Source organism: Nocardia pseudovaccinii (assembly GCF_050942345.1).
In the GTDB taxonomy this organism is placed as follows: domain Bacteria; phylum Actinomycetota; class Actinomycetes; order Mycobacteriales; family Mycobacteriaceae; genus Nocardia; species Nocardia pseudovaccinii.
Window position 1 is genome coordinate 4,230,864 of sequence record NZ_CP192074.1, and the last position, 17,347, is coordinate 4,248,210.

Here is a 17,347-nt window from a genome sequence, read left to right on the forward strand (position 1 = left end):
TACCTCCTGAAGGTCGACGTCTTTTGTGGACCGGAGTATCGAGGGCTACCGTTGCCGCCGACGGTAACGGACACGGCACGGCTGCTGAAGCTGCACAACCATCTTCGAGTGGTCGTTGCGGTACGTATCGGACGGCTGAGCCAGCTCGAATTCCCAGTCCCGCAACAGGATCGAGAAGATCGCCTTGAGCTGCATGAGGGCGAAGGGGGCGCCGACGCAGCGGTGCCGGCCCGCGCCGAAGGGGATCCAAGTCCAGCGGTTGGCGATGTCGTCTTGCCGCGGATCGAGATAGCGGTTCGGATCGAAGGCGTCCGGATCCGGGAAGTCCTCGGCGATCCGATTCGAGATCGCGGGTGTAGCAGCGACCATGTCGCCGGGCACGATCCGATTACCGCAGACTTCGAACTCGTCGCGGGCGATCCGCATGAGGATGATCAGCGGAGGATGCAGTCGCAGCGTTTCCTTCAGCGTCGCTTCGAGATTGGGAATCTGTCGAAGCGCGTTGTGGCTGACCTCCGAGCCATCCGCGTACAGCGCGTCCAGCTCCTCGACCACCGTGGCCAAGGTCTCGGGGTGGCGCAGCAGTTCGATGATGGTCCAGGCCGCGGTGCCCGAGGTGGTGTGGTGGCCAGCGAACATCATCGAGATGAAGATGCCGGTGATCTCGCTGGCCGAGAACCGCAACACCCCATTCTCGTCCTTGACGGACATGAGGATGTCGAGCATGTCACGGTCGTCCTTGCCGGTCGGCGGATTCGCCGCGCGCCCATCCATGATCGTCTGGACGAGTTCGACCAGTTTGACGCGTGCCTCGTCGCGCCGGGTGAAGCTTTCGATCGGCGCGTAGGGGTCGACATAGGCCAAGGCGTCGGTGCCTTGTTCGAGCTCGTGGTACAGGTGCGCGAATCGCGAATCGAGCTCTTCGCGGAACTTCAGGCCGATCAGGCATGCCGACGAGGTGTAGATGGTGAGCTCGGCGAAGAATTCGAGGAGGTCGATCTCGCCCTTGTCCGACCAACCCGCCAGCATCCGATCGACTTCGTGAGCGATGGTCGCGGCATGTCCGCGCATGTGATCGGCGCGCAGGGCCTGGTTGTGCAGCATCTCCTTACGACGTTCGGGCGACGCGTCGAACACGACCCCCTCGCCGAAGATCGGCTTCATGAACGGGTAGGCCGCGCCCTGGTCCAGGTCCTCGTCGCTGGCGCGGAAGAAGAACTCATTGGCCTCGGATCCGGACAGCAGGATCACATCGCGCCCCGCTAGTTCGAACGAGCCGATATCTCCGCACTCGGTCCGCACGCGCCGCATCAATGCGATGGGATCGGTGCGGAACTCTTCGAGGTGCCCGTGCTCGTCCTCGCCTCCGGACACTCGCTGTGGCTTGACCAGCGTCATTGGAAATCCTTCCCAGAAGACCTGTCCAGACACATGATGGACATGTGTCTGGACAGTACTATGGTTCACTGTCCGCGGCAATGTGTGCACGAGTCCGGCCTCGGGCCGGTAGGCGACGCGTTGCGGGAAAGGGAACGGCCGTCGAGCCGATCCTGCGCCACGCCGTCCACCGTGTCCGGTTGCGGCACCCCGCAGGCATCGAGGATGGTGGGCATCAGGTCGACGGCATGTGCGATCTGGGAGCGGATCTCGCCGCGGGCGATGATGCCGTCGGGCCAGTGCACGATCAGCGGGGCGCGGGTGCCGCCGAGCCATGTGTACCGCTTCCACAGCCGCAGCGGCGTGTTGCCCGCCCACGCCCAGCCCCAGGCGTAATGCGGGTAGGTGTCGCTGCCGCCCCAGTCCTCGAACGATTCGAGATTGCGGGCGGTGGTGTCGCCGGCTTGGGTGGAGAAGCGATGCTCGGCTCACCTCTTCTGAAAGTTCCCACCCGGTGGCAATGGGCTGTGGGGGACCCGGCAGTCAGGCCGGTCGGCCCGGTGAGGGGTGGACCTTCGGCCCTGCCGCGACGCGGTCTCGAAGACGACGATGTGAAGAAAAAGGGGTCCGGCCATGAGCCGGACATCGAGGCTGAGCCGCGGGAACGGAGAGGACGTGGTCTGCTCGACAGCAGCGGAGGCGGTGAACGGAATGGCGCAGCAAGCGAAGACATCGACAGAGAAGGCGTGGTGGGCTTCCTGCTCGCGCCCACCGTGGCCGCGATCGGAGCGTTCGCGGCGCTCGCCGCGGACTACTCGATCGAAATCGAACGAGAGACACCCGAGGCGACTGACGCCGGCGTCATCTTGCCAGCGTAGGTAATGCGGGCGTGCCACGCGCCACTGGCCGCGTTCTCGGATATCGCCCACCGCTTCGTCGGCTACATCGAGGAGGACGAGATGTTTCCCCCGACGAACACGGACTGATCGAGCAGATGCACACCGTGGAGGCGACGGATCGCCTCTTGCGCGACTACGCGTCCGCCCCCCAGGCGACCCTCGACGGCGAGGTCTTGGAGACCTTCCTCAACCTCGTCGAAGAGCGAATGGGGGCGACACCTGCCGTCTCTTCGTTCCTGCAGGGACTCGAACGGACGGCAACGGTCTAGCCACCCGCGGTCATAACGACCGCACCCGTAGTCAATGCCAGGAGGAGTCATGGGACATCTGGAACTGCACGCACACCTGAAGATCCGCCCAGGTCAACTGGAAGGGTTCAAGATTCAAGCGGCCGAGATCATGCGGCTGACCCGAGAGAACGACACGCAGACCCTGCGCTACGACTGGTTCATCAGCGAGGACGGCACCGAGTGCGAGGTCCACGAGGCGTACCCGAGCGGACAAGGGCTGATCGAGCACAACACACATGTCCTGGAGGCGCGGGCGGTCCTCTTCGAGAAGTACGCGTACGACCACCGCATGACCGCCTTCGGTGAGGTCTCCCAGGAGCTCAGGGAACTCGCATACAAGCACGCCGGAGGAATCGCTGTTTACTCCTTCCTCCAAGGCCTCGGAACCGCGGCGGCTGTCTAGGCCACCAGGAAGGACGTGAGGTCATGGCCGAGACCCGTCTCCTGGAACGGGTGACCGCTTCGGACCTGTTCCTGCTGCTCTGGGACGACTACGGCTGGTCCACCGACATCGGCGGGCTCGCCATCCTCGACGGCACAAGCCTGCTCGAGGAGGACGGCAGCGTCCGACTCGACGCGGTCCGGCGACACCTCGAGCCGAGAATGCACTTGGTGCCTCGCTTCAGGCAGCTGCTGTACCGGCCTCGCCTCGGGCTGGGCTGGCCGCTGTGGATCGACGCCCCCTCCTTCGACCTCGCTGAGCACATCCACGTCCATGCGCTTGCCGCGCCCGGTGACCAGGACCAGCTGCTGCAGGCATGCCAGCAGCTGGCCCGGCGACCGTTCGATCCCGCACGGCCGCTGTGGGAGCTGTGGCTGCTGCCCGGCCTGCCGGACCAACGGGTCGGCGCCTTCTTCAAGCTGCATCACGTCTTCGCCGACGGCCCCGCCGCGATGGCCGCCTTCGGGGCACTGCTCGACCGGTCCGCCGACACGCCCGTCGCGGGTGCACCGTCGTGGACCCCGACACCCACCCCGTCCACAGGTGAACTGCTCCGCGATAACCTGCGACGCCGCCGACAGGAACTCGGGCTCGGGTGGTCGGGCCTTGTCCATCCGGGCAGAACACTGCGCCTGGCGCGCCGCGCGTTACCGGCCTGGCGGGAGGTACTCACCGAAAAGCCCGCCCCACGAACCAGCCTCAACCACCCCGTACGATCCAAGCGCCGACTTACCATCGTCCGCGGCCGTCTCGACCCCATCAAACACGTCGCCCATGTCCATCACGCCACAGTCAACGACGTGGTGCTGACCGCGGTTGCCGGCGGCCTGCGCCAGCTGCTGGCAACCCGCGGCGAGGATGTCCAAGGGCTCGTCCAGCGCGCGATGGTGACCATCTCCCACCACGAAGCCCGGCCCGGGGAAGCGCAAGGCAACACGCCCGGATGGATGATGGTGCCGTTGCCGGTCGGTGAGCCGGACCCGGTGCGCCAGCTCACGTTGATCGCCGCAGAGACAGCCGCACGGAAGGACAAGCCTCGCCCCGAGGCGGGCAGCGGGATCTTCAGATTCGTCGCCGGCCAGCGCATCTGGTATCGGCTGTTTCCGCGGCAGCGGTCAGTGAACCTGGTCGTGAGCAACGTCCCGGGCCCGCCGATGCGGCTGTATCTCGCCGGCGCCCCGCTGCTGGAGGTTTTCCCCCTACTGCCGCCCATGGGCAACCTGACACTCGTCGTCGCCGCCCTGTCGTACGCCGGCCAGCTCAACCTCACTGCCGCCGCTGACCAGGACAGCTGCCCGGACGTGGAGGTGTTCGCCCGCGGGGTGCGCAATGCCCTCGACGACTTCGCGCAATCGGTCCCGAGGTCTGAGACGGGCGGTCGGGCAGAGTGACCACTCATGGCCAGCGCATCAACCGAACTTGCCATCGTCCGCTACATCGTCGACGACGTCACCGCCGCCATCGACTTCTACACCACCCACCTCCGATTCACCCTCGGCCACAACGCCGCACCCGCATTCGCCGATGTCGTGCGCGGACGGCTGCGGGTGCCGCTGTCCGGCCCCACCAGCTCCGGTCGCCCGCCCCATGCCCGACGGCGCCACACCAACCCCTGGCGGCTGGAACCGCATCCACCTCATCGTCGAAGACATCGCCGCCGAGGTCGACCGCCTGCGTGCCGCGGGCGTGACCTTCCGCAACGACATCGTCAGTGGACCAGGCGGCCAACAGATCCTGCTCGAGGGCCCCGCGGTCAACTTCGTCGAGTGCCGATGCTGTCGGGGCTGCCCGCCGAGCAGGCCGCGGCGGTGAAGATGGTCGACTTCGACGCCCGTACGCACACCGCCGCTGCCGGTGAGGCGGGTATCTCGGTGTCGGGGAGGAAATCCCGCGTGCAACGCGGCCGCGCCGCCCTCAAAGCTCAATTGCATGCCTGCTGCCAGATCAGCCAGGACCGCACCGGCCACGTGCACGACTACCGACCCCGCGATGGAGCTTGCGGCGGCGACACCGGCTGCGGCTGCGGCGCCACATCCCCATCCGACCAGTAGACCGGCATACCGGTTCGGGAACGCCCCGCCGGTCAGCTGCGGGATCACCACCATCGGACAAAGGTGCGGTGCGAGCCGCTCGAGGCTCGCACCGCACCTATATCTGGTCGGGGCTACTGGCAGCCGCAGCCGCCGCCTGCCGTGGCCGCCGGAGCGCAGCACGTCGTTTTTTCGCTGTGGTCGCAGCACGTGGTCTGCTGTTCGGTGCTGCAACACATGGGTGCCGCAGGCTGCGGTGATGGGTCCGTCCGATCTGTCGCCGGGGACTGGAATTCATTCGGATTGGTCACGGTGACTCCTGGATTCGTGGGGACGGGTACCAGGACAGACGGAGGAGAACAGGAAAGGACGCACCGGGGGCCGCCGTGGGGCTCTTCTGCATCCAGGTACTGGGAGGCAACCCGAGATCGAACGAACTCTGGCCGCCGCTGAGCGCGGTCACCGGTCGGGTGGCGGTTGTGAAGCCCGAAGTATTGGGTGGACGATGGAGACTGCCGCGCGGGCGGCAGATCTTTCGCCACTGAATCGAGGCGCCATGCCAGAACCGGTGACGGATCGAAGCGTGCTCGCCGCCGATCTGGAGCGAGCGCGGGCCGATTTCCACACTCTGCTGGGGCTGGCGGGCGAGGACGACTGGGGCAAGGCGTCGGCGGGGACCCGCTGGAGCAACGAACAGTTGCTGTTCCACATGCTGTTCGGGTACATGGTGGTGCGACGGCTGCTGGTCCTTCTGCGCGTGCTGGGGCGGTTGCCCGATGGCGTCGGTCGTGGGTTCGCTGTCGTCCTCAACGCCGCGACAGCGCCGTTCGATGTGATCAACTACTACGGCTCGTGCTGGGCGGCTCGCGTCTACAACCGCCACCGGATGGGAGCGAAACTCGACCGGGTGATCGGCTCATTGCAACGCTCGCTGGCACATGAGCGCTATACCGAATTCCAGCGCGGTATGCACTACCCGACCCGGTGGGATCCTTATTTCGCCGACTATATGACCCTCGCCGATATCTACGCTTATCCCGGCCGCCATTACGACCACCACCGGCGCCAACTCACCCTCACCGGAACGCGGTGAGCGCACCGGCTCAGCGCGCCGGGCTGCGGCGTTCGAGGAACACGCTGTCGCGCCACTTTCCGTCGATCTGGGCGATGCGTTCGCGCACCCCGACAGTGCGGTAGCCCGCGGAGTGGTGCACGGCGATCCCGGCGCGGTTGTCCGGGAAGATCGATGTCTGCAGCGTCCACAGCCCCGCTTCGTCGGCCGCGATCACCTGCTTGTGTAGCAGCGCTTTCCCGACGCCACGCCCGCGCATCTGCTCGGCCACATACACCGAACTCTCGGCCACGCCCGCGTAGCCTTCATCGCAGGAGGCGGGACTGAGCGCGGCCCAGCCCACGACTTCGCCGCCGATCTCGGCCACCCACCGGTGCTGGGGCAACCATTGCGCCTCGAGGGTGTCCCGGCTGGGGACCTCGGTGGCGGGAGTGGCCGTGCGGGTGGCGACGCCGTCGCCGTAGATGCGGCGCACCGCTTCCCAATCATCCGCGCGCATGTGCCGGACTGTGACGTCGGTAGGCAGATCCGTCGGGCAGCAGGGTCGCAGGGTGAGCACGCCCATGACAGCGTCGGCGGCGTGGGGCAGCCCGGTGCAGCAGGCGGGGTTGACCATCACGACGGTGGAGGTGCGGTCCTTGTGGACGCTGACGAACCCCACATCGGCGAGCTTGCGCACGTGATGCGACACCGTGGGCTGCCCGATCCTTAGTGCTTCGGCGAGTTCACCGACGGTGATCCCGGCTGGGCGGGCGGCGACCTGATGCAGCAGCCGCACCCGCGTCGGATCGGCCAGGCAGGCGAACCACTGCGCGTAGGTGGTCGCATCATCCACCGTCAGTGCATCCACCCGGTCCGCACCGGCGCTGCGCACGACCGGCATATCCAACGAAGTCATAACCACCACTATATCGACGAACATCGATGCTTGCATTCATCGACAGACGTCGATAGAGTTCCGTGCAAGTTGATCGATGACCGTCGATGAAAGGATTTCTCATGGTGAACGAGCTCCCCGTCGTGGTGGTCGGAGCCGGGCCGATCGGCCTGGCCGCTGCTGCTGAACTGCGTGAACGAGGAATGAACCCGCTGGTGTTCGAACGCGGCGCCACCGCTGGTGCGGCCGTGGGCGAGTGGAATCACGTGCGGCTGTTCTCCCGCTGGGCCGAACTCATCGCCCCGGCCGCGCGCCGCCTGCTCGAGTCCAACGGCTGGAGCGGCCCGGCCGAGAACACCTACCCGAGCGGTCAGGACTGGGTGAACGATTACCTGATGCCGCTGGCGAAAGCCCTCGGCGAGGACGTGGTCGTCCTCGACACCGAGGTCGTGGGCGTGGCTCGCCGCGGGCGCGACCGGGTCGTGAATGCCGGACGCGACAGCGAACCCCTGTCGGTGCACCTGCGGTACGGCGACGGCAGCGAAGACCGGGTGCTGGCACGAGCGGTGATCGACGCCTCCGGCACCTGGGGCGCGCCCAACCCGCTTGGCGGCGAAGGGCTGCCCGCGCTCGGGGAAACCGCTGCCGCGGCGGTGATCGACTACCGGGTGCCCGACCTCGATGACGACACTGTCCGCGCGCGCTACGCGGGCAAGCACACCGTGATCGCCGGGAGTGGGCATTCGGCGTTGACCGCGATCATCGCACTGGCCGAGGTCGCGAAGAACGCGCCGGGCACACGGTTGACATGGGTGCTGCGCCGCGGGGAGGTCGGGTCCACCTTCGGTGGCGGCGAGACTGATCAGCTACCCGCCCGCGGCGCGCTCGGCCAGCGCGCCGAACAAGCCCTCGACGCCGGTCTGCTCACCGTGGTAACCGGATTCCGCACCGCCGCAATCCAACCCACCGACGGCGGCCGGTACACACTGGTGTCGGATGCCGGTCGCCGGATCGAGGATGTGGATCGGGTGCTGGTGTTGACCGGGTTCCGCCCGGAGTTGTCGTGGCTGTCGGAGATCCGCCTCGGCCTGGATCCGGTGCTCCAAGCGCCGGTCGAGCTTGCGCCGTTGATCGACCCGAACGTGCATTCTTGCGGCACCGTCTACCCGCACGGGGCGCGTGAGTTGTCGCATCCGGAACCGGATGTGTTCCTGGCCGGGATGAAAAGCTACGGCCGCGCCCCCACGTTCCTGGCGATGACCGGCTACGAACAGGTCCGCTCCATCGCGGCCGCCATTGCCGGTGACCAGGAATCGGCCCATCGCGTCGAACTCACCCTGCCCGACACCGGAGTCTGCGGCGGTGCTGGAGTCTTCGACGACCCCGACGCCGACACCGCGAACAACGGGGGTGCAGGCTACGGTCGGGCACCACAACAGCAACTGATCACCCTCGGCACGGCCGCACCCGCGCGAGGGTAACCCGTTGAGCGACACCACTGTTGCGCCGCAGACCGGCGGCCTCACCGCTACCGGTCTGCGGCGGGTCCTGACGATCTTGTGCCTGACCGAGATCACCAGCTGGGGCATCCTCTACTACACGTTCCCCGTCCTATCGGTCTCGATCACCGAAGACACCGGCTGGTCGGCACCGATCATCACCGCCGCCTTCTCCCTGAGCCAACTCGCCGCCGCGCTCACCGGAATCCCGGTCGGGCGCATCATCGACCGGATCGGTCCCCGCACCATCATGACCACCGGATCGATCCTCGCCATCGCCTCGCTGATCGTCGTGGCGACCGCACCGAACCTGATGTTGTTCTACACCGGATGGATAGCCGCCGGGATCGCGATGGGCGCGGTACTCTACCCACCAGCATTCGCAGCCCTGACCCGCTGGTACGGGAACCGGTACGTCAAAGCGTTGATGATCCTCACCCTCGCCGCCGGACTCGCCAGCACCGTCTTCGCGCCACTGACCGCTGCGCTTGTGCAGCACACCGATTGGCGCGCAACCTATCTCATCCTCACCGCAGTCTTGGCTGTGGTGACCATTCCTGCCCACTGGATCGGGCTACACGGACCCTGGCCGCAACCACCCGCTCCGGCCAACAGTTTCCACGCCGACCACAATGCGGTGTCGCGCAGTCCCGCGTTCCTCGCGCTGGTGATCGCCTCCAGCTTGGGTGCGTTCACCGCCTTCGCCGCAGTGTTCAACTTGGTGCCGCTGCTGATCGAACGCGGATTCTCCCCATCACTCGCCGCGCTCACCCTCGGCCTCGGCGGCGCCGGACAGGTCCTCGGCCGCATCGGCTATCTTCCACTCGCCGCCGCCACCACACCCCGCACGCGAATCGTCGCAGCCTTCACCGCTACCGCCGCCACCACGGCACTACTCGGACTCGGCACCACCGTCACGGTCCTGATCGGCGTCTCGATCGGCGCTGGACTCGTGCGGGGGATCATGACCCTCATCCAGGCCACCGCGATCACCGAACGTTGGGGCGCAAACCACTACGGCCGCCTCAACGGACTCATGTCAGCACCGGTGGTCATCGTCATGGCGTTGGCGCCGTGGGCGGGGACCGCGCTCACCAACTGGACCGGCAGCTACGCCAACACCTACCTCGTCCTCGCCGCCATCGCCGTGGTCGCCGCGACTGTCGCGCTCGCCTCCGTACCCCGACACTCCCCACCAACCCGAACCTCGAGGACACCACAGTGACCACCGACTACGACTCCCTCGTCATCGGTGGCGGCCAATCAGGCCTGGCCGCCACCCGCCACCTGCGCAAACGCGGTCTCTCCGTCGCTGTGCTGGAAGCAGGACCAGAACCCGTCGGGGAATGGCCGCACTACTCCTACTACAGCCTCACCCTGTTCTCGCCCGCCCGATACAGTGCCCTGCCCGGACCTCCGTTCCCCGGCGACCCCGACCGCTACCCGCGCCGCGACGAAGTCATCGACTACCTACGTCACTACGCGAAAACCCTCGACGCCGACATCCACACCCACCAGCGCGTCAACATCCTCACCTACGACGGACACCTGTTCACCGCCCACACCCACACCGGGACCCGCGGTACTTACCGCGCCACGGGTTGTCATTCGCTCCCGGTCTGCTGCTGATCCGGGGTCCATCGGCGGGCACCCCGCGTCTGCGAGATCGCGCAGACGGGCCACCGTGATCATCGTCATGGCGGCGGTCGTTCGTGGCACTGTGCGGCTTCGTCTTCTGAAAAGGTCGCTGAGCCCTCCGTCTACCAGGCGTCACCATGCCGACTACTCACCGAGTTCTCATCAGCGCACTCAGACATGCACTGCGAGAATGTTACTGGCGGCCGGAGCCGCTCTCGAGCAGTTCTCGCAGGAAGCACAGGGGGCAGATGGGGTCGAAAGGAGCTGTCGTCTGGGTTTGGGCGGGGGGCGGGTTCGGCGGTGTCTCTTCCGAGGCTGCCGCCGCGATCGCGGGCTGCAGACCGAGTGCCAGTGAGATCGCTCCGGCGGCAATGATTTTCGGCATGACATGGTGCACGAGATCCTCCACGGCGATCAGACGAGCCCTCACAGTATCAAGGTCCGCACCGCCAACGAGGACATCTGAGTTCTCGGGCGCGCTCTGAGCTTTCCTTGTGCACCGTGAGGTGCTGAATTCGAATGCGCGAGCCTGCCGAGCCGACCTGGACAGGGCATCGAGCAATCCCGCACAGCCCCTACACGAATCTGTTGGAGGGCGGCGGGTTACAAAGGCGCTGCCCGCCACCAATTGACGAGTTCACCTTCGCTATGGTTATTCCAGGTGGAATAGATCGTGCATTGGCTGCGTCGCGAATCGTCGAATGACAGGGAAATGGCTGCGCTTGTACTGCTTTCGGCTGCGCGCCAGATGGTCACGGACCCCGTCTGCCGCGGCAGCCTTTCAAGGAAAACGTCTCCATGCCCAGGCGGAACCCCGTATTGCCGACCCTGGCTGCAGTAAATTTGGACGGAGGGATTGCGGACGGATCGCTCCACGGGGCAAATGACCATGGTCTGGTCGGCGGAGGAATGCGGGCAATTGATCCCCTGGTATCCATCCGCTGCCGACGGGATTTGTCCCGACATGGAAGGCGAGGGATTGGTGGGGAGCAGGTTCGGGAACAGGTCGGCGATCCACTGCACATCGCCCCACGTCTCCGGTGCGGCAGTTGTCGACATCGCGGCACCTGCGGATCGCGCGGGATTGGCTGCGGATCGAGCGGATTCATCGGACGAGTGAAATACAACGAATCCGCCGACGATGCTGGCGGGAATCGCTAAGACAGCGATGACGATGTCGAAAGGGAAGTCGCCGTCGTTATAGGCAGCGATCGTGGGGGTTTCTTGGGGCAGCTGTGTCGGGGTGGTTGGTCTCGACTGTGGTGCCCCCGTGGCTTCGAGGTGCCCGAGTACCTGCGCTGTGGTGAGTCGGGCGTCAGGGTGTCCGGTGAGACAGCCGGTGATGACGAAGCGGAGGCCGCTGTCGGGTATGCCGGTGAGATCCGGTGGCACTGTCCTCATTCGGTGCAGCAGCGTTGCGGGGTTCGCGTCTCCGAACGGGGCCCGGCCGGTGAGCGCATAGGTCAGTACGCCGCCCATGGCGAACACATCGGATGCGCGTCCAGCCGCTTCGCCGACGAGCTGTTCCGGCGCAGCGAATGCCGACGGCTCTGCTGGTGGCGTGGTGATACCGAAATCGACTACGCGGGTGCCGGATTCGGTGACGATGACCGACGAGGGCGTTAGGGCGCCGTGCACCAGACCCACGTTGTGGAGGGCGGACAACGCGCGCGCCACACCCGTGGCGATGGACTCGACCATCGTTGGTGGAAGCGGTCCACGGTCGGTGACCAGTTCGTGTAGCGAGGGCCCGGCAATGTGTGCGGTCGCAATCCACGGCTGAGGCGCATCGGCATCGGCGTCCAGTACGGTCGGCGTGAAGTCACTGTGCACGATTCGCGCGGCGGTGAACACGCGAGCGAGCTCCGCGTGTGCGTCGGCGCCGGTGGCGTGGTGGTGGTGCACGGTCCGGAGTACGACCTTCGTCATATCGGTGGTGTGCCCGAGATAGCGGTCGCCGACGGCGTCGGAGCCGAGTCGGCCGACGAGTGTGTACGGACCGATCGCGCTGGGATCGGAGTCGCGCATCGGGAGGGTATGTGGGTCGGGCAGCGCGGACCTCCCGGCGAGCGTGCTCGACTTGACCAGCAATGGTGTGGGACCTGGGTGAGGTGCCTGGGTGGTCGGCGAAGTCGCGGTGGCCACGTGCGTGGTCGGCCACAGCATGGTCGCAGGTGTGCGTGTCGCGGGCGCCGAGCCGGTGCCGGTGCCGGGTCGTCGACAGTCCCGGCTGCTCGCGCGGATTCCCTGCCACTGTTGAACTTGGATGATCAACGCGCTCAGGCAGAATGCCGCGACGGCGAACGCGCCGACGCTGAATATCTCCACGATTATCAGGCCCTGCCCGCCTGCCGGGCCGGACGCGTAGACGAAATAGTCGTCGGTCCTTTCCGTCCGCAACTGCGGAGCGCTCAACCGCACCGACACAGCAGTGAGAACCCACCCGGCCATCAGCGCCAACCACCACACAGTGACCAGCACACCCGTGGGACGACGCCGCAAATCCCGCGCGTCCGCCGGGGTGCGGGGATCACTCGCACGCACCACATCCGCCAAAATCATGTGCGGGAACCAGAGGTTGACCACTGGGCAGAACCAGCCACCGATCACCCAGCCGATAGCCAGCCGATGCCTGGCCGCGCACAACGCTTCCGCATTGCGGCGCGCGAGCCACAGCCACACGATGACGACAATGCCCGCGCCCAGCAGCAATAACGACGCGACAACACCGGTCAACGAGTCCGACGACCACTCCTCAGGCATCTGCTGGTGGTCTTGCCAGCTTCGTTCGAAATCCGAGAGATCGATCCAGTCGATGATCACACTGACCGAAAGCATGACGACCGTCCCCGCCACCAGCACGATCGCCGCGAGCCCGAACGCCTGCATCGGTCGCACAGTCCTTCCATCACCCGCGAGCGGGGCACGGTGGTGCAATGACATGAAAGCGTCCCTTCAGGTACCAGCGATGACAGCCCGAATCCGACCGCTACATTGCCGGGACCTGGCACCTGTACTAACCGTCCGAACCCGGAAAACGTTGGGGCGCAACACTCATCACCACCGATCGGTTCCGGTCCGGCCTGCGTGAATCAACTCCCTCGGGCACCCGGGCGCGAGGCCGTTCACTCGCACTGCAGTAACCTACTCCCGAGTCCTCGGTATATGCCCACGAATGGGAATGCGCCTGGGGTGGAACATATCTCGACCATTAATTCGAAACAGAACGGCTGGCGGCGCCGATCATTGCGTGCCAGATCGTGCAGCCACAGAAGGGCATTCCCTCGGCCCCGTATTTCGTGTGGTCAGTCCGGACAGGCGCTGAGTGGTCGGTGGCGGGGGATCCGGTGTGATACAGGTTTGGGACATCAGCTCGTCCGCTGGACCGTGCGGCGTGAACCGCACTTTGCGCGCTTTGACACCGGCACCCGCCGCGCGAATCCCTTTGAAATGCAGCCGCCCGGCGGCGCACCGGCGCCTCGGTCACGAGTCCGAATACGGTGCGGGCAAACCATCCGACTCGAGATCGGCTCGAATGGCCAGATCGGTCAGTGGATGTCGCGCGCGTGCCCGTCTGGTGGGAGACGGGATTCCAGCTCGGCGAGATATGCGGAAGCGGTATCGACTTCGGGTACGCCGAGACGGCGATAGATCTCGGTGGCGCGGCGAAGCTCGGTCACGGCTGCGGAAGTGTCGCCGAGGCGGGCACTGCTGCGTGCGGAACCGTCGAGAGCGCGGGCCTGTTCGCGTTGGCTGCCGATGACGCGGGCCAGTCCGACGGCATCGGTGAAGGCGGTCAACGCCTTGGCCGGTTCACCGGCAGCGAGCAACACTGTCCCGATTTCGTTGAGTGCCGCGGCTTCACCGGAGCGGTGCCCGAGCTCGCGGAAGAGGACGAGGGCCTGTTGGTGCAAGTCGGCGGCCCGCGCATGGTCTCCGGTCCGCTGGCACACGAAACCGAGGTTGTTGAGGGCGTTGGCTTCGCCGAGGCGGTAGCCGAGTTCGCGATGCAGGGCCAGAGCTTGCTGTTGTAAGTCGGCGGCCTGCGCGTAGTCGCCGGTCTGCATGTGCACGAGGCCCAGATTGCCGAGACTGTTGGCTTCGCCGAGGCGGTTGCCGAGTTCGCGATGCAGGATCAGGGCCCGCTCATGTAGGTCGGCGGCCTGCGCATGGTCTCCGGTCCGCTGGCACACGAAACCGAGGTTGTTGAGGGCGTTGGCTTCGCCGAGGCGGTAGCCGAGTTCGCGATGCAGGGCCAGAGCTTGCTGTTGTAAGTCGGCGGCCTGGGCGTAGTCGCCGGTCTGCATGTGCACGAGGCCCAGATTGCCGAGACTGTTGGCTTCGCCGAGGCGGTTGCCGATCTCCCGGTACACCGCCAGGGCCTGTTGGTGCAGGTCGGTAGCCTGCTCATGGTCCGCGGTCCGCAGGAATACCAGACCGAGGTTGCCGAGGCTGTTTGCTTCGCCTTGGCGGTTGCCGATTTCTCGGTAGTGGCCAAGTGCCTGTCGGTAAAGGGCGGCGCTCTCGCTATGGTCCCCGGTGTCTTTGCGTAGGTTGCCAAGGCTGGCAAGGGTGTTGGCCTCGCCGAGGCGGTTGCTGATTTCTCGGTAGCGGCCGAGCGCCCGCTGGTACAAGTCGGCGGCCTGCCCGTAAGCCCCGGTCCGCCAGTATGTGTCGCCGAGGGCGCCAAGAGCGTTGGCGTGCGCGAGCCGGTCACCGAGGTGTGCGCTGGCATCGGCGGCGCGCTGGTGCAAGTCCCGCGCCAGCGGCCAGGGTCCGTCGCGTTGCAATAATCCGGCCACCACTTCGGTCAAGGTGATCATCCGGCCAGGATCGCGGCCGGTTGCGTGTTCCAGGCAGGCCAGCAGGTTGGCGCGTTCCCTGCGCATCCATGCCAATGCCCGCATCTCCCCGAATTCCGGCACTTCGACACCACCTATGGTGTTGGCGGTGGGTCGGGTTTGGCGTGTCAGCCGCGCATCCGCGGCTGCGGCAGTGTGCTGGTAGTAGTTCAGTAGCCGATCCACCGCGTCGATGGTGTCATCCGCCGCATCTGTGGTGGTGAGCGTACTGGCGTAGACACGCAGCAGATCGTGCAAGCGGTAGCGGCCCCGCGCTGTTTCGTCGAGGAGGTGGTCGCTGTACAGAGCCTGCAATTCCCGCCGTGCAGTCGTGACATCGACCCCGGCCAGTGCCGCGGTAGCGGAAGCGTCAAGATCCGGGCCCGGGTGCAGGCCCAAGCGGCGAAACAGCAATCGCCGCTCGGGTGGCAATTCTCGGTAGGACAGGTCGAACGCGGCGCGGACGACCGAGCCGCCAGCATCGAGTTCAGTCAGCCGGTCCGTCGCCGCGTCGAATTCCTCGGCCAGCTCGGTGATTTCAGCTGTCGTCCAGTCCGGGTGGTGTGCAATGCGCCCGGCCACCAGCACGACCGCCAGCGGCAGACATCCACACAACTCGGCGATTCGCCGCGCCACGTCTCGCTCGCCTTCGCCAGGAGAGGCACGATGGGCGACTGTGCGAAACAGGTCCGCGGCGGAGTCCACGTCGAGAACCCTCAGCGCCAGCGGTTGCATATCCTTCAGCAAGAGCAAGCGCCGTCGACTTGTAACCAGAGTCAGGCAGTCGGGCCCACTGGGGACGAGTGGCTCGATCTGCCCCCGATCGGCCACATCGTCGAGCACGATCAGTGCTTTCTTGGTCGCCAGCCGGTTACGCCACAAGTCCCGACGCCCGGTGAGGGTGTCGGGAATGTTCCGCGGATCCAAACCCAACTCGATCAACAACCCGGCCAATACATCCGACGGATCCGCAGCCTGTCGTCCCGGAGTGTGTGCGTGCAACTCGACGAAATACTGCCCATCCGGGAAACGTGTCGCCAGTTCGTGTGCGGCGCGGACGACCAGCGTCGTCTTCCCGACTCCGGCCAGACCGTCGATCGCGTAAATCGACACCGCCCGGCCCCCATCGGCCGCAGCCAGAATCTGCCGCAGCTCCCGATCACGCCCCAGGACCGTACGCGAATCGGCGGGAAGGCTGGATGTGATCGGCTGCCGCGGCGGTGGCGCAGCCTCATGGTGGTGGACGCCAGCGTTGATGGTGCCGGTGTTGTCGCCGACCACGTTCACCTGCAGGGCTTGGTCGCGGGCTTCGAACTCGGGCACCGGAATTCCTTGATCAGTTGATATTGATGGTGCCGGTGTTGTCGCCCCGGATATTGACCTGCTTGGCGTTGTCGCAGGCATTCGCAATGAATGCTTCGACGGTCCGGTCCTGCCGTGCGGTGGCCACAAGGTGTTGGAGGTCGGCGGCGAAGCCGGGATCGGACCGGACGGCCGAGGTGATCACCTCGGCCGCGGCCACCTGGTTCTGCGGCGTTGGATCCTGATCCAAAGCTGCTAGGGCAGTGGGGGTTTCACTTTCATCGCTGCCGAACTTTTTGGCAATCAATTCGCGTAGCCGGGTGACGGCGTGCAAGCTGCTGGCAGCCGTGGTCTGGGCGAGTTGTTCGCCGAACTTCGATGCCAGCAGCGCCGCTGCCGCGATACCCAGTGACACCGGATCGATCATGACCTGCCTCCTGAATCCTTCAGCCCGAGACCGACTTCAAGGCTAAGGCTTCCCCGCTCACGGTCGTAGTCGATTCCGTCACCCCGACAACACGACATGCAACGGTCGCCGCAGCCGAGCACGTCGAGCCGCGCGCGGTTGAGACGGCCACAGCCACAATAAGTTCCACTGTCCGGTTCGCTTTGGCGTGCACCAGCAGTCAGCACTCGAGCCCCCACTAGTCGTACAGCCCCCGCTAAGTCCTTTCGGCGGAGGGGTTTCGATGTCAAGTGAACCTCCAGGGCTCGGACCGCCACCAGGACAGTCGGCACTCATTAACGTCAAACCGCGATGCAACTGCTTGCGTACCCTCACTGCCATGACTTTGGAGTGGGGCATGGGCCAGCCCCCCATCCGCGGCTCAGATCCAGCACTCTGATCCGCGAGGACGAATCCGCCGACCTGCTGCAACAGCGGCCAGAGCTGGTGGGGTCCCGGAATTTCTGATGTGCTGCTGCCTGATAATCCGGTGGGCGACACTATTTCGGATGATCCGGCCTATACGTCGACCTTGCTAGCGCAGTCAACCTTTTTGTTTGCCAGCACTATTCATCGACGACATGAGCTTTCGAAGTCGCAACGTGAGAGAATTCTCCATCGTGCTCGTTGGTTCG

At 65.8% G+C, this 17,347-nt stretch carries 15 protein-coding genes and 1 pseudogene; 9 read left to right on the plus strand and 7 right to left on the minus strand.

Annotated features, from left to right (window positions below; genetic code table 11):
• Positions 1 to 45 precede the first annotated feature (45 nt).
• Positions 46 to 1,398, minus strand: a complete 1,353-nt coding sequence (locus ACQPZ2_RS19110; RefSeq protein ID WP_433526769.1) for a cytochrome P450 — start codon at positions 1,396 to 1,398, stop codon at positions 46 to 48.
• Between the two features lie 65 nt (positions 1,399 to 1,463).
• A pseudogene (locus tag ACQPZ2_RS19115) lies at positions 1,464 to 1,766 on the minus strand (sulfatase/phosphatase domain-containing protein); the annotation flags it as partial.
• Between the two features lie 222 nt (positions 1,767 to 1,988).
• Between ACQPZ2_RS19115 and ACQPZ2_RS19120 the strand changes: the two are divergent.
• The 6 genes from ACQPZ2_RS19120 to ACQPZ2_RS19145 all read left to right on the plus strand — a co-directional run bounded on the left by ACQPZ2_RS19120 (position 1,989) and on the right by ACQPZ2_RS19145 (position 6,131).
• Positions 1,989 to 2,255, plus strand: coding sequence for a hypothetical protein (locus tag ACQPZ2_RS19120; protein ID WP_433526770.1), 267 nt, complete (start codon positions 1,989 to 1,991; stop codon positions 2,253 to 2,255).
• Between the two features lie 116 nt (positions 2,256 to 2,371).
• The gene (locus ACQPZ2_RS19125) at positions 2,372 to 2,545 is read left to right on the plus strand and encodes a hypothetical protein (RefSeq protein ID WP_433526771.1); all 174 of its coding nucleotides are present in this window, start codon (positions 2,372 to 2,374) and stop codon (positions 2,543 to 2,545) included.
• A gap of 49 nt (positions 2,546 to 2,594) precedes the next feature.
• Positions 2,595 to 2,969, plus strand: a complete 375-nt coding sequence (locus ACQPZ2_RS19130) for a hypothetical protein (RefSeq protein ID WP_433526772.1) — start codon at positions 2,595 to 2,597, stop codon at positions 2,967 to 2,969.
• A gap of 23 nt (positions 2,970 to 2,992) precedes the next feature.
• Positions 2,993 to 4,399, plus strand: coding sequence for a wax ester/triacylglycerol synthase family O-acyltransferase (locus ACQPZ2_RS19135; protein WP_433526773.1), 1,407 nt, complete (start codon positions 2,993 to 2,995; stop codon positions 4,397 to 4,399).
• A gap of 6 nt (positions 4,400 to 4,405) precedes the next feature.
• Positions 4,406 to 5,059, plus strand: coding sequence for a sigma factor-like helix-turn-helix DNA-binding protein (locus tag ACQPZ2_RS19140; RefSeq protein WP_433526774.1), 654 nt, complete (start codon positions 4,406 to 4,408; stop codon positions 5,057 to 5,059).
• A gap of 535 nt (positions 5,060 to 5,594) precedes the next feature.
• Complete coding sequence (locus ACQPZ2_RS19145; RefSeq protein WP_433526775.1) at positions 5,595 to 6,131, plus strand: DinB family protein; 537 nt, start codon at positions 5,595 to 5,597, stop codon at positions 6,129 to 6,131.
• 10 nt (positions 6,132 to 6,141) lie between these two features.
• Here ACQPZ2_RS19145 and ACQPZ2_RS19150 read toward each other — a convergent pair whose 3' ends face one another.
• Entirely contained in the window at positions 6,142 to 7,008 is an 867-nt protein-coding gene (locus ACQPZ2_RS19150) for a metalloregulator ArsR/SmtB family transcription factor (RefSeq protein ID WP_433526776.1), read from the minus strand.
• A 101-nt stretch (positions 7,009 to 7,109) separates the two neighbouring features.
• Here ACQPZ2_RS19150 and ACQPZ2_RS19155 point away from each other — a divergent pair, with 101 nt between their 5' ends.
• The 3 genes from ACQPZ2_RS19155 to ACQPZ2_RS19165 are packed head-to-tail and all read left to right on the plus strand — an operon-like array spanning position 7,110 to position 10,115.
• Entirely contained in the window at positions 7,110 to 8,468 is a 1,359-nt protein-coding gene (locus ACQPZ2_RS19155; RefSeq protein ID WP_433526777.1) for an FAD-dependent oxidoreductase, read from the plus strand.
• 4 nt (positions 8,469 to 8,472) lie between these two features.
• Entirely contained in the window at positions 8,473 to 9,711 is a 1,239-nt protein-coding gene (locus tag ACQPZ2_RS19160) for an MFS transporter (protein ID WP_433526778.1), read from the plus strand.
• Positions 9,708 to 10,115, plus strand: a complete 408-nt coding sequence (locus tag ACQPZ2_RS19165) for an FAD-dependent oxidoreductase (RefSeq protein WP_433526779.1) — start codon at positions 9,708 to 9,710, stop codon at positions 10,113 to 10,115. Before ACQPZ2_RS19160 ends, ACQPZ2_RS19165 begins: the two co-directional genes overlap by 4 nt.
• Positions 10,116 to 10,317: 202 nt before the next feature.
• Here the strand turns inward: ACQPZ2_RS19165 and ACQPZ2_RS19170 are convergent, their stop codons facing one another.
• The 4 genes from ACQPZ2_RS19170 to ACQPZ2_RS19185 form a co-directional block, all read right to left on the minus strand.
• The gene (locus ACQPZ2_RS19170) at positions 10,318 to 10,554 is read right to left on the minus strand and encodes a hypothetical protein (protein ID WP_433526780.1); all 237 of its coding nucleotides are present in this window, start codon (positions 10,552 to 10,554) and stop codon (positions 10,318 to 10,320) included.
• A 173-nt stretch (positions 10,555 to 10,727) separates the two neighbouring features.
• Positions 10,728 to 13,013 (minus strand): DUF4328 domain-containing protein, encoded by a 2,286-nt coding sequence (locus tag ACQPZ2_RS19175; RefSeq protein WP_433526781.1) that lies wholly within the window; start codon positions 13,011 to 13,013, stop codon positions 10,728 to 10,730.
• A 659-nt stretch (positions 13,014 to 13,672) separates the two neighbouring features.
• Complete coding sequence (locus ACQPZ2_RS19180; RefSeq protein ID WP_433526782.1) at positions 13,673 to 16,288, minus strand: ATP-binding protein; 2,616 nt, start codon at positions 16,286 to 16,288, stop codon at positions 13,673 to 13,675.
• 13 nt (positions 16,289 to 16,301) lie between these two features.
• Positions 16,302 to 16,694: a hypothetical protein gene (locus ACQPZ2_RS19185; RefSeq protein ID WP_433526783.1), complete on the minus strand. Its 393-nt coding sequence runs from the start codon at positions 16,692 to 16,694 to the stop codon at positions 16,302 to 16,304.
• Between the last annotated feature and the right edge of the window lie 653 nt (positions 16,695 to 17,347).

Excerpts from the sequence above, each read along its gene's own strand:
- ACQPZ2_RS19150 (WP_433526776.1), bottom strand. The coding sequence starts at position 7,008 with ATGACTTCGTTGGATATGCCGGTCGTGCGCAGCGCCGGTGCGGACCGG.
- ACQPZ2_RS19155 (WP_433526777.1), top strand. The coding sequence starts at position 7,110 with ATGGTGAACGAGCTCCCCGTCGTGGTGGTCGGAGCCGGGCCGATCGGC.
- ACQPZ2_RS19135 (WP_433526773.1), top strand. The coding sequence starts at position 2,993 with ATGGCCGAGACCCGTCTCCTGGAACGGGTGACCGCTTCGGACCTGTTC.
- ACQPZ2_RS19145 (WP_433526775.1), top strand. The coding sequence starts at position 5,595 with ATGCCAGAACCGGTGACGGATCGAAGCGTGCTCGCCGCCGATCTGGAG.
- ACQPZ2_RS19130 (WP_433526772.1), top strand. The coding sequence starts at position 2,595 with ATGGGACATCTGGAACTGCACGCACACCTGAAGATCCGCCCAGGTCAA.
- ACQPZ2_RS19110 (WP_433526769.1), bottom strand. The coding sequence starts at position 1,398 with ATGACGCTGGTCAAGCCACAGCGAGTGTCCGGAGGCGAGGACGAGCAC.
- ACQPZ2_RS19185 (WP_433526783.1), bottom strand. The coding sequence starts at position 16,694 with ATGATCGATCCGGTGTCACTGGGTATCGCGGCAGCGGCGCTGCTGGCA.
- ACQPZ2_RS19125 (WP_433526771.1), top strand. The coding sequence starts at position 2,372 with ATGCACACCGTGGAGGCGACGGATCGCCTCTTGCGCGACTACGCGTCC.
- ACQPZ2_RS19175 (WP_433526781.1), bottom strand. The coding sequence starts at position 13,013 with ATGCAGGCGTTCGGGCTCGCGGCGATCGTGCTGGTGGCGGGGACGGTC.
- ACQPZ2_RS19140 (WP_433526774.1), top strand. The coding sequence starts at position 4,406 with ATGGCCAGCGCATCAACCGAACTTGCCATCGTCCGCTACATCGTCGAC.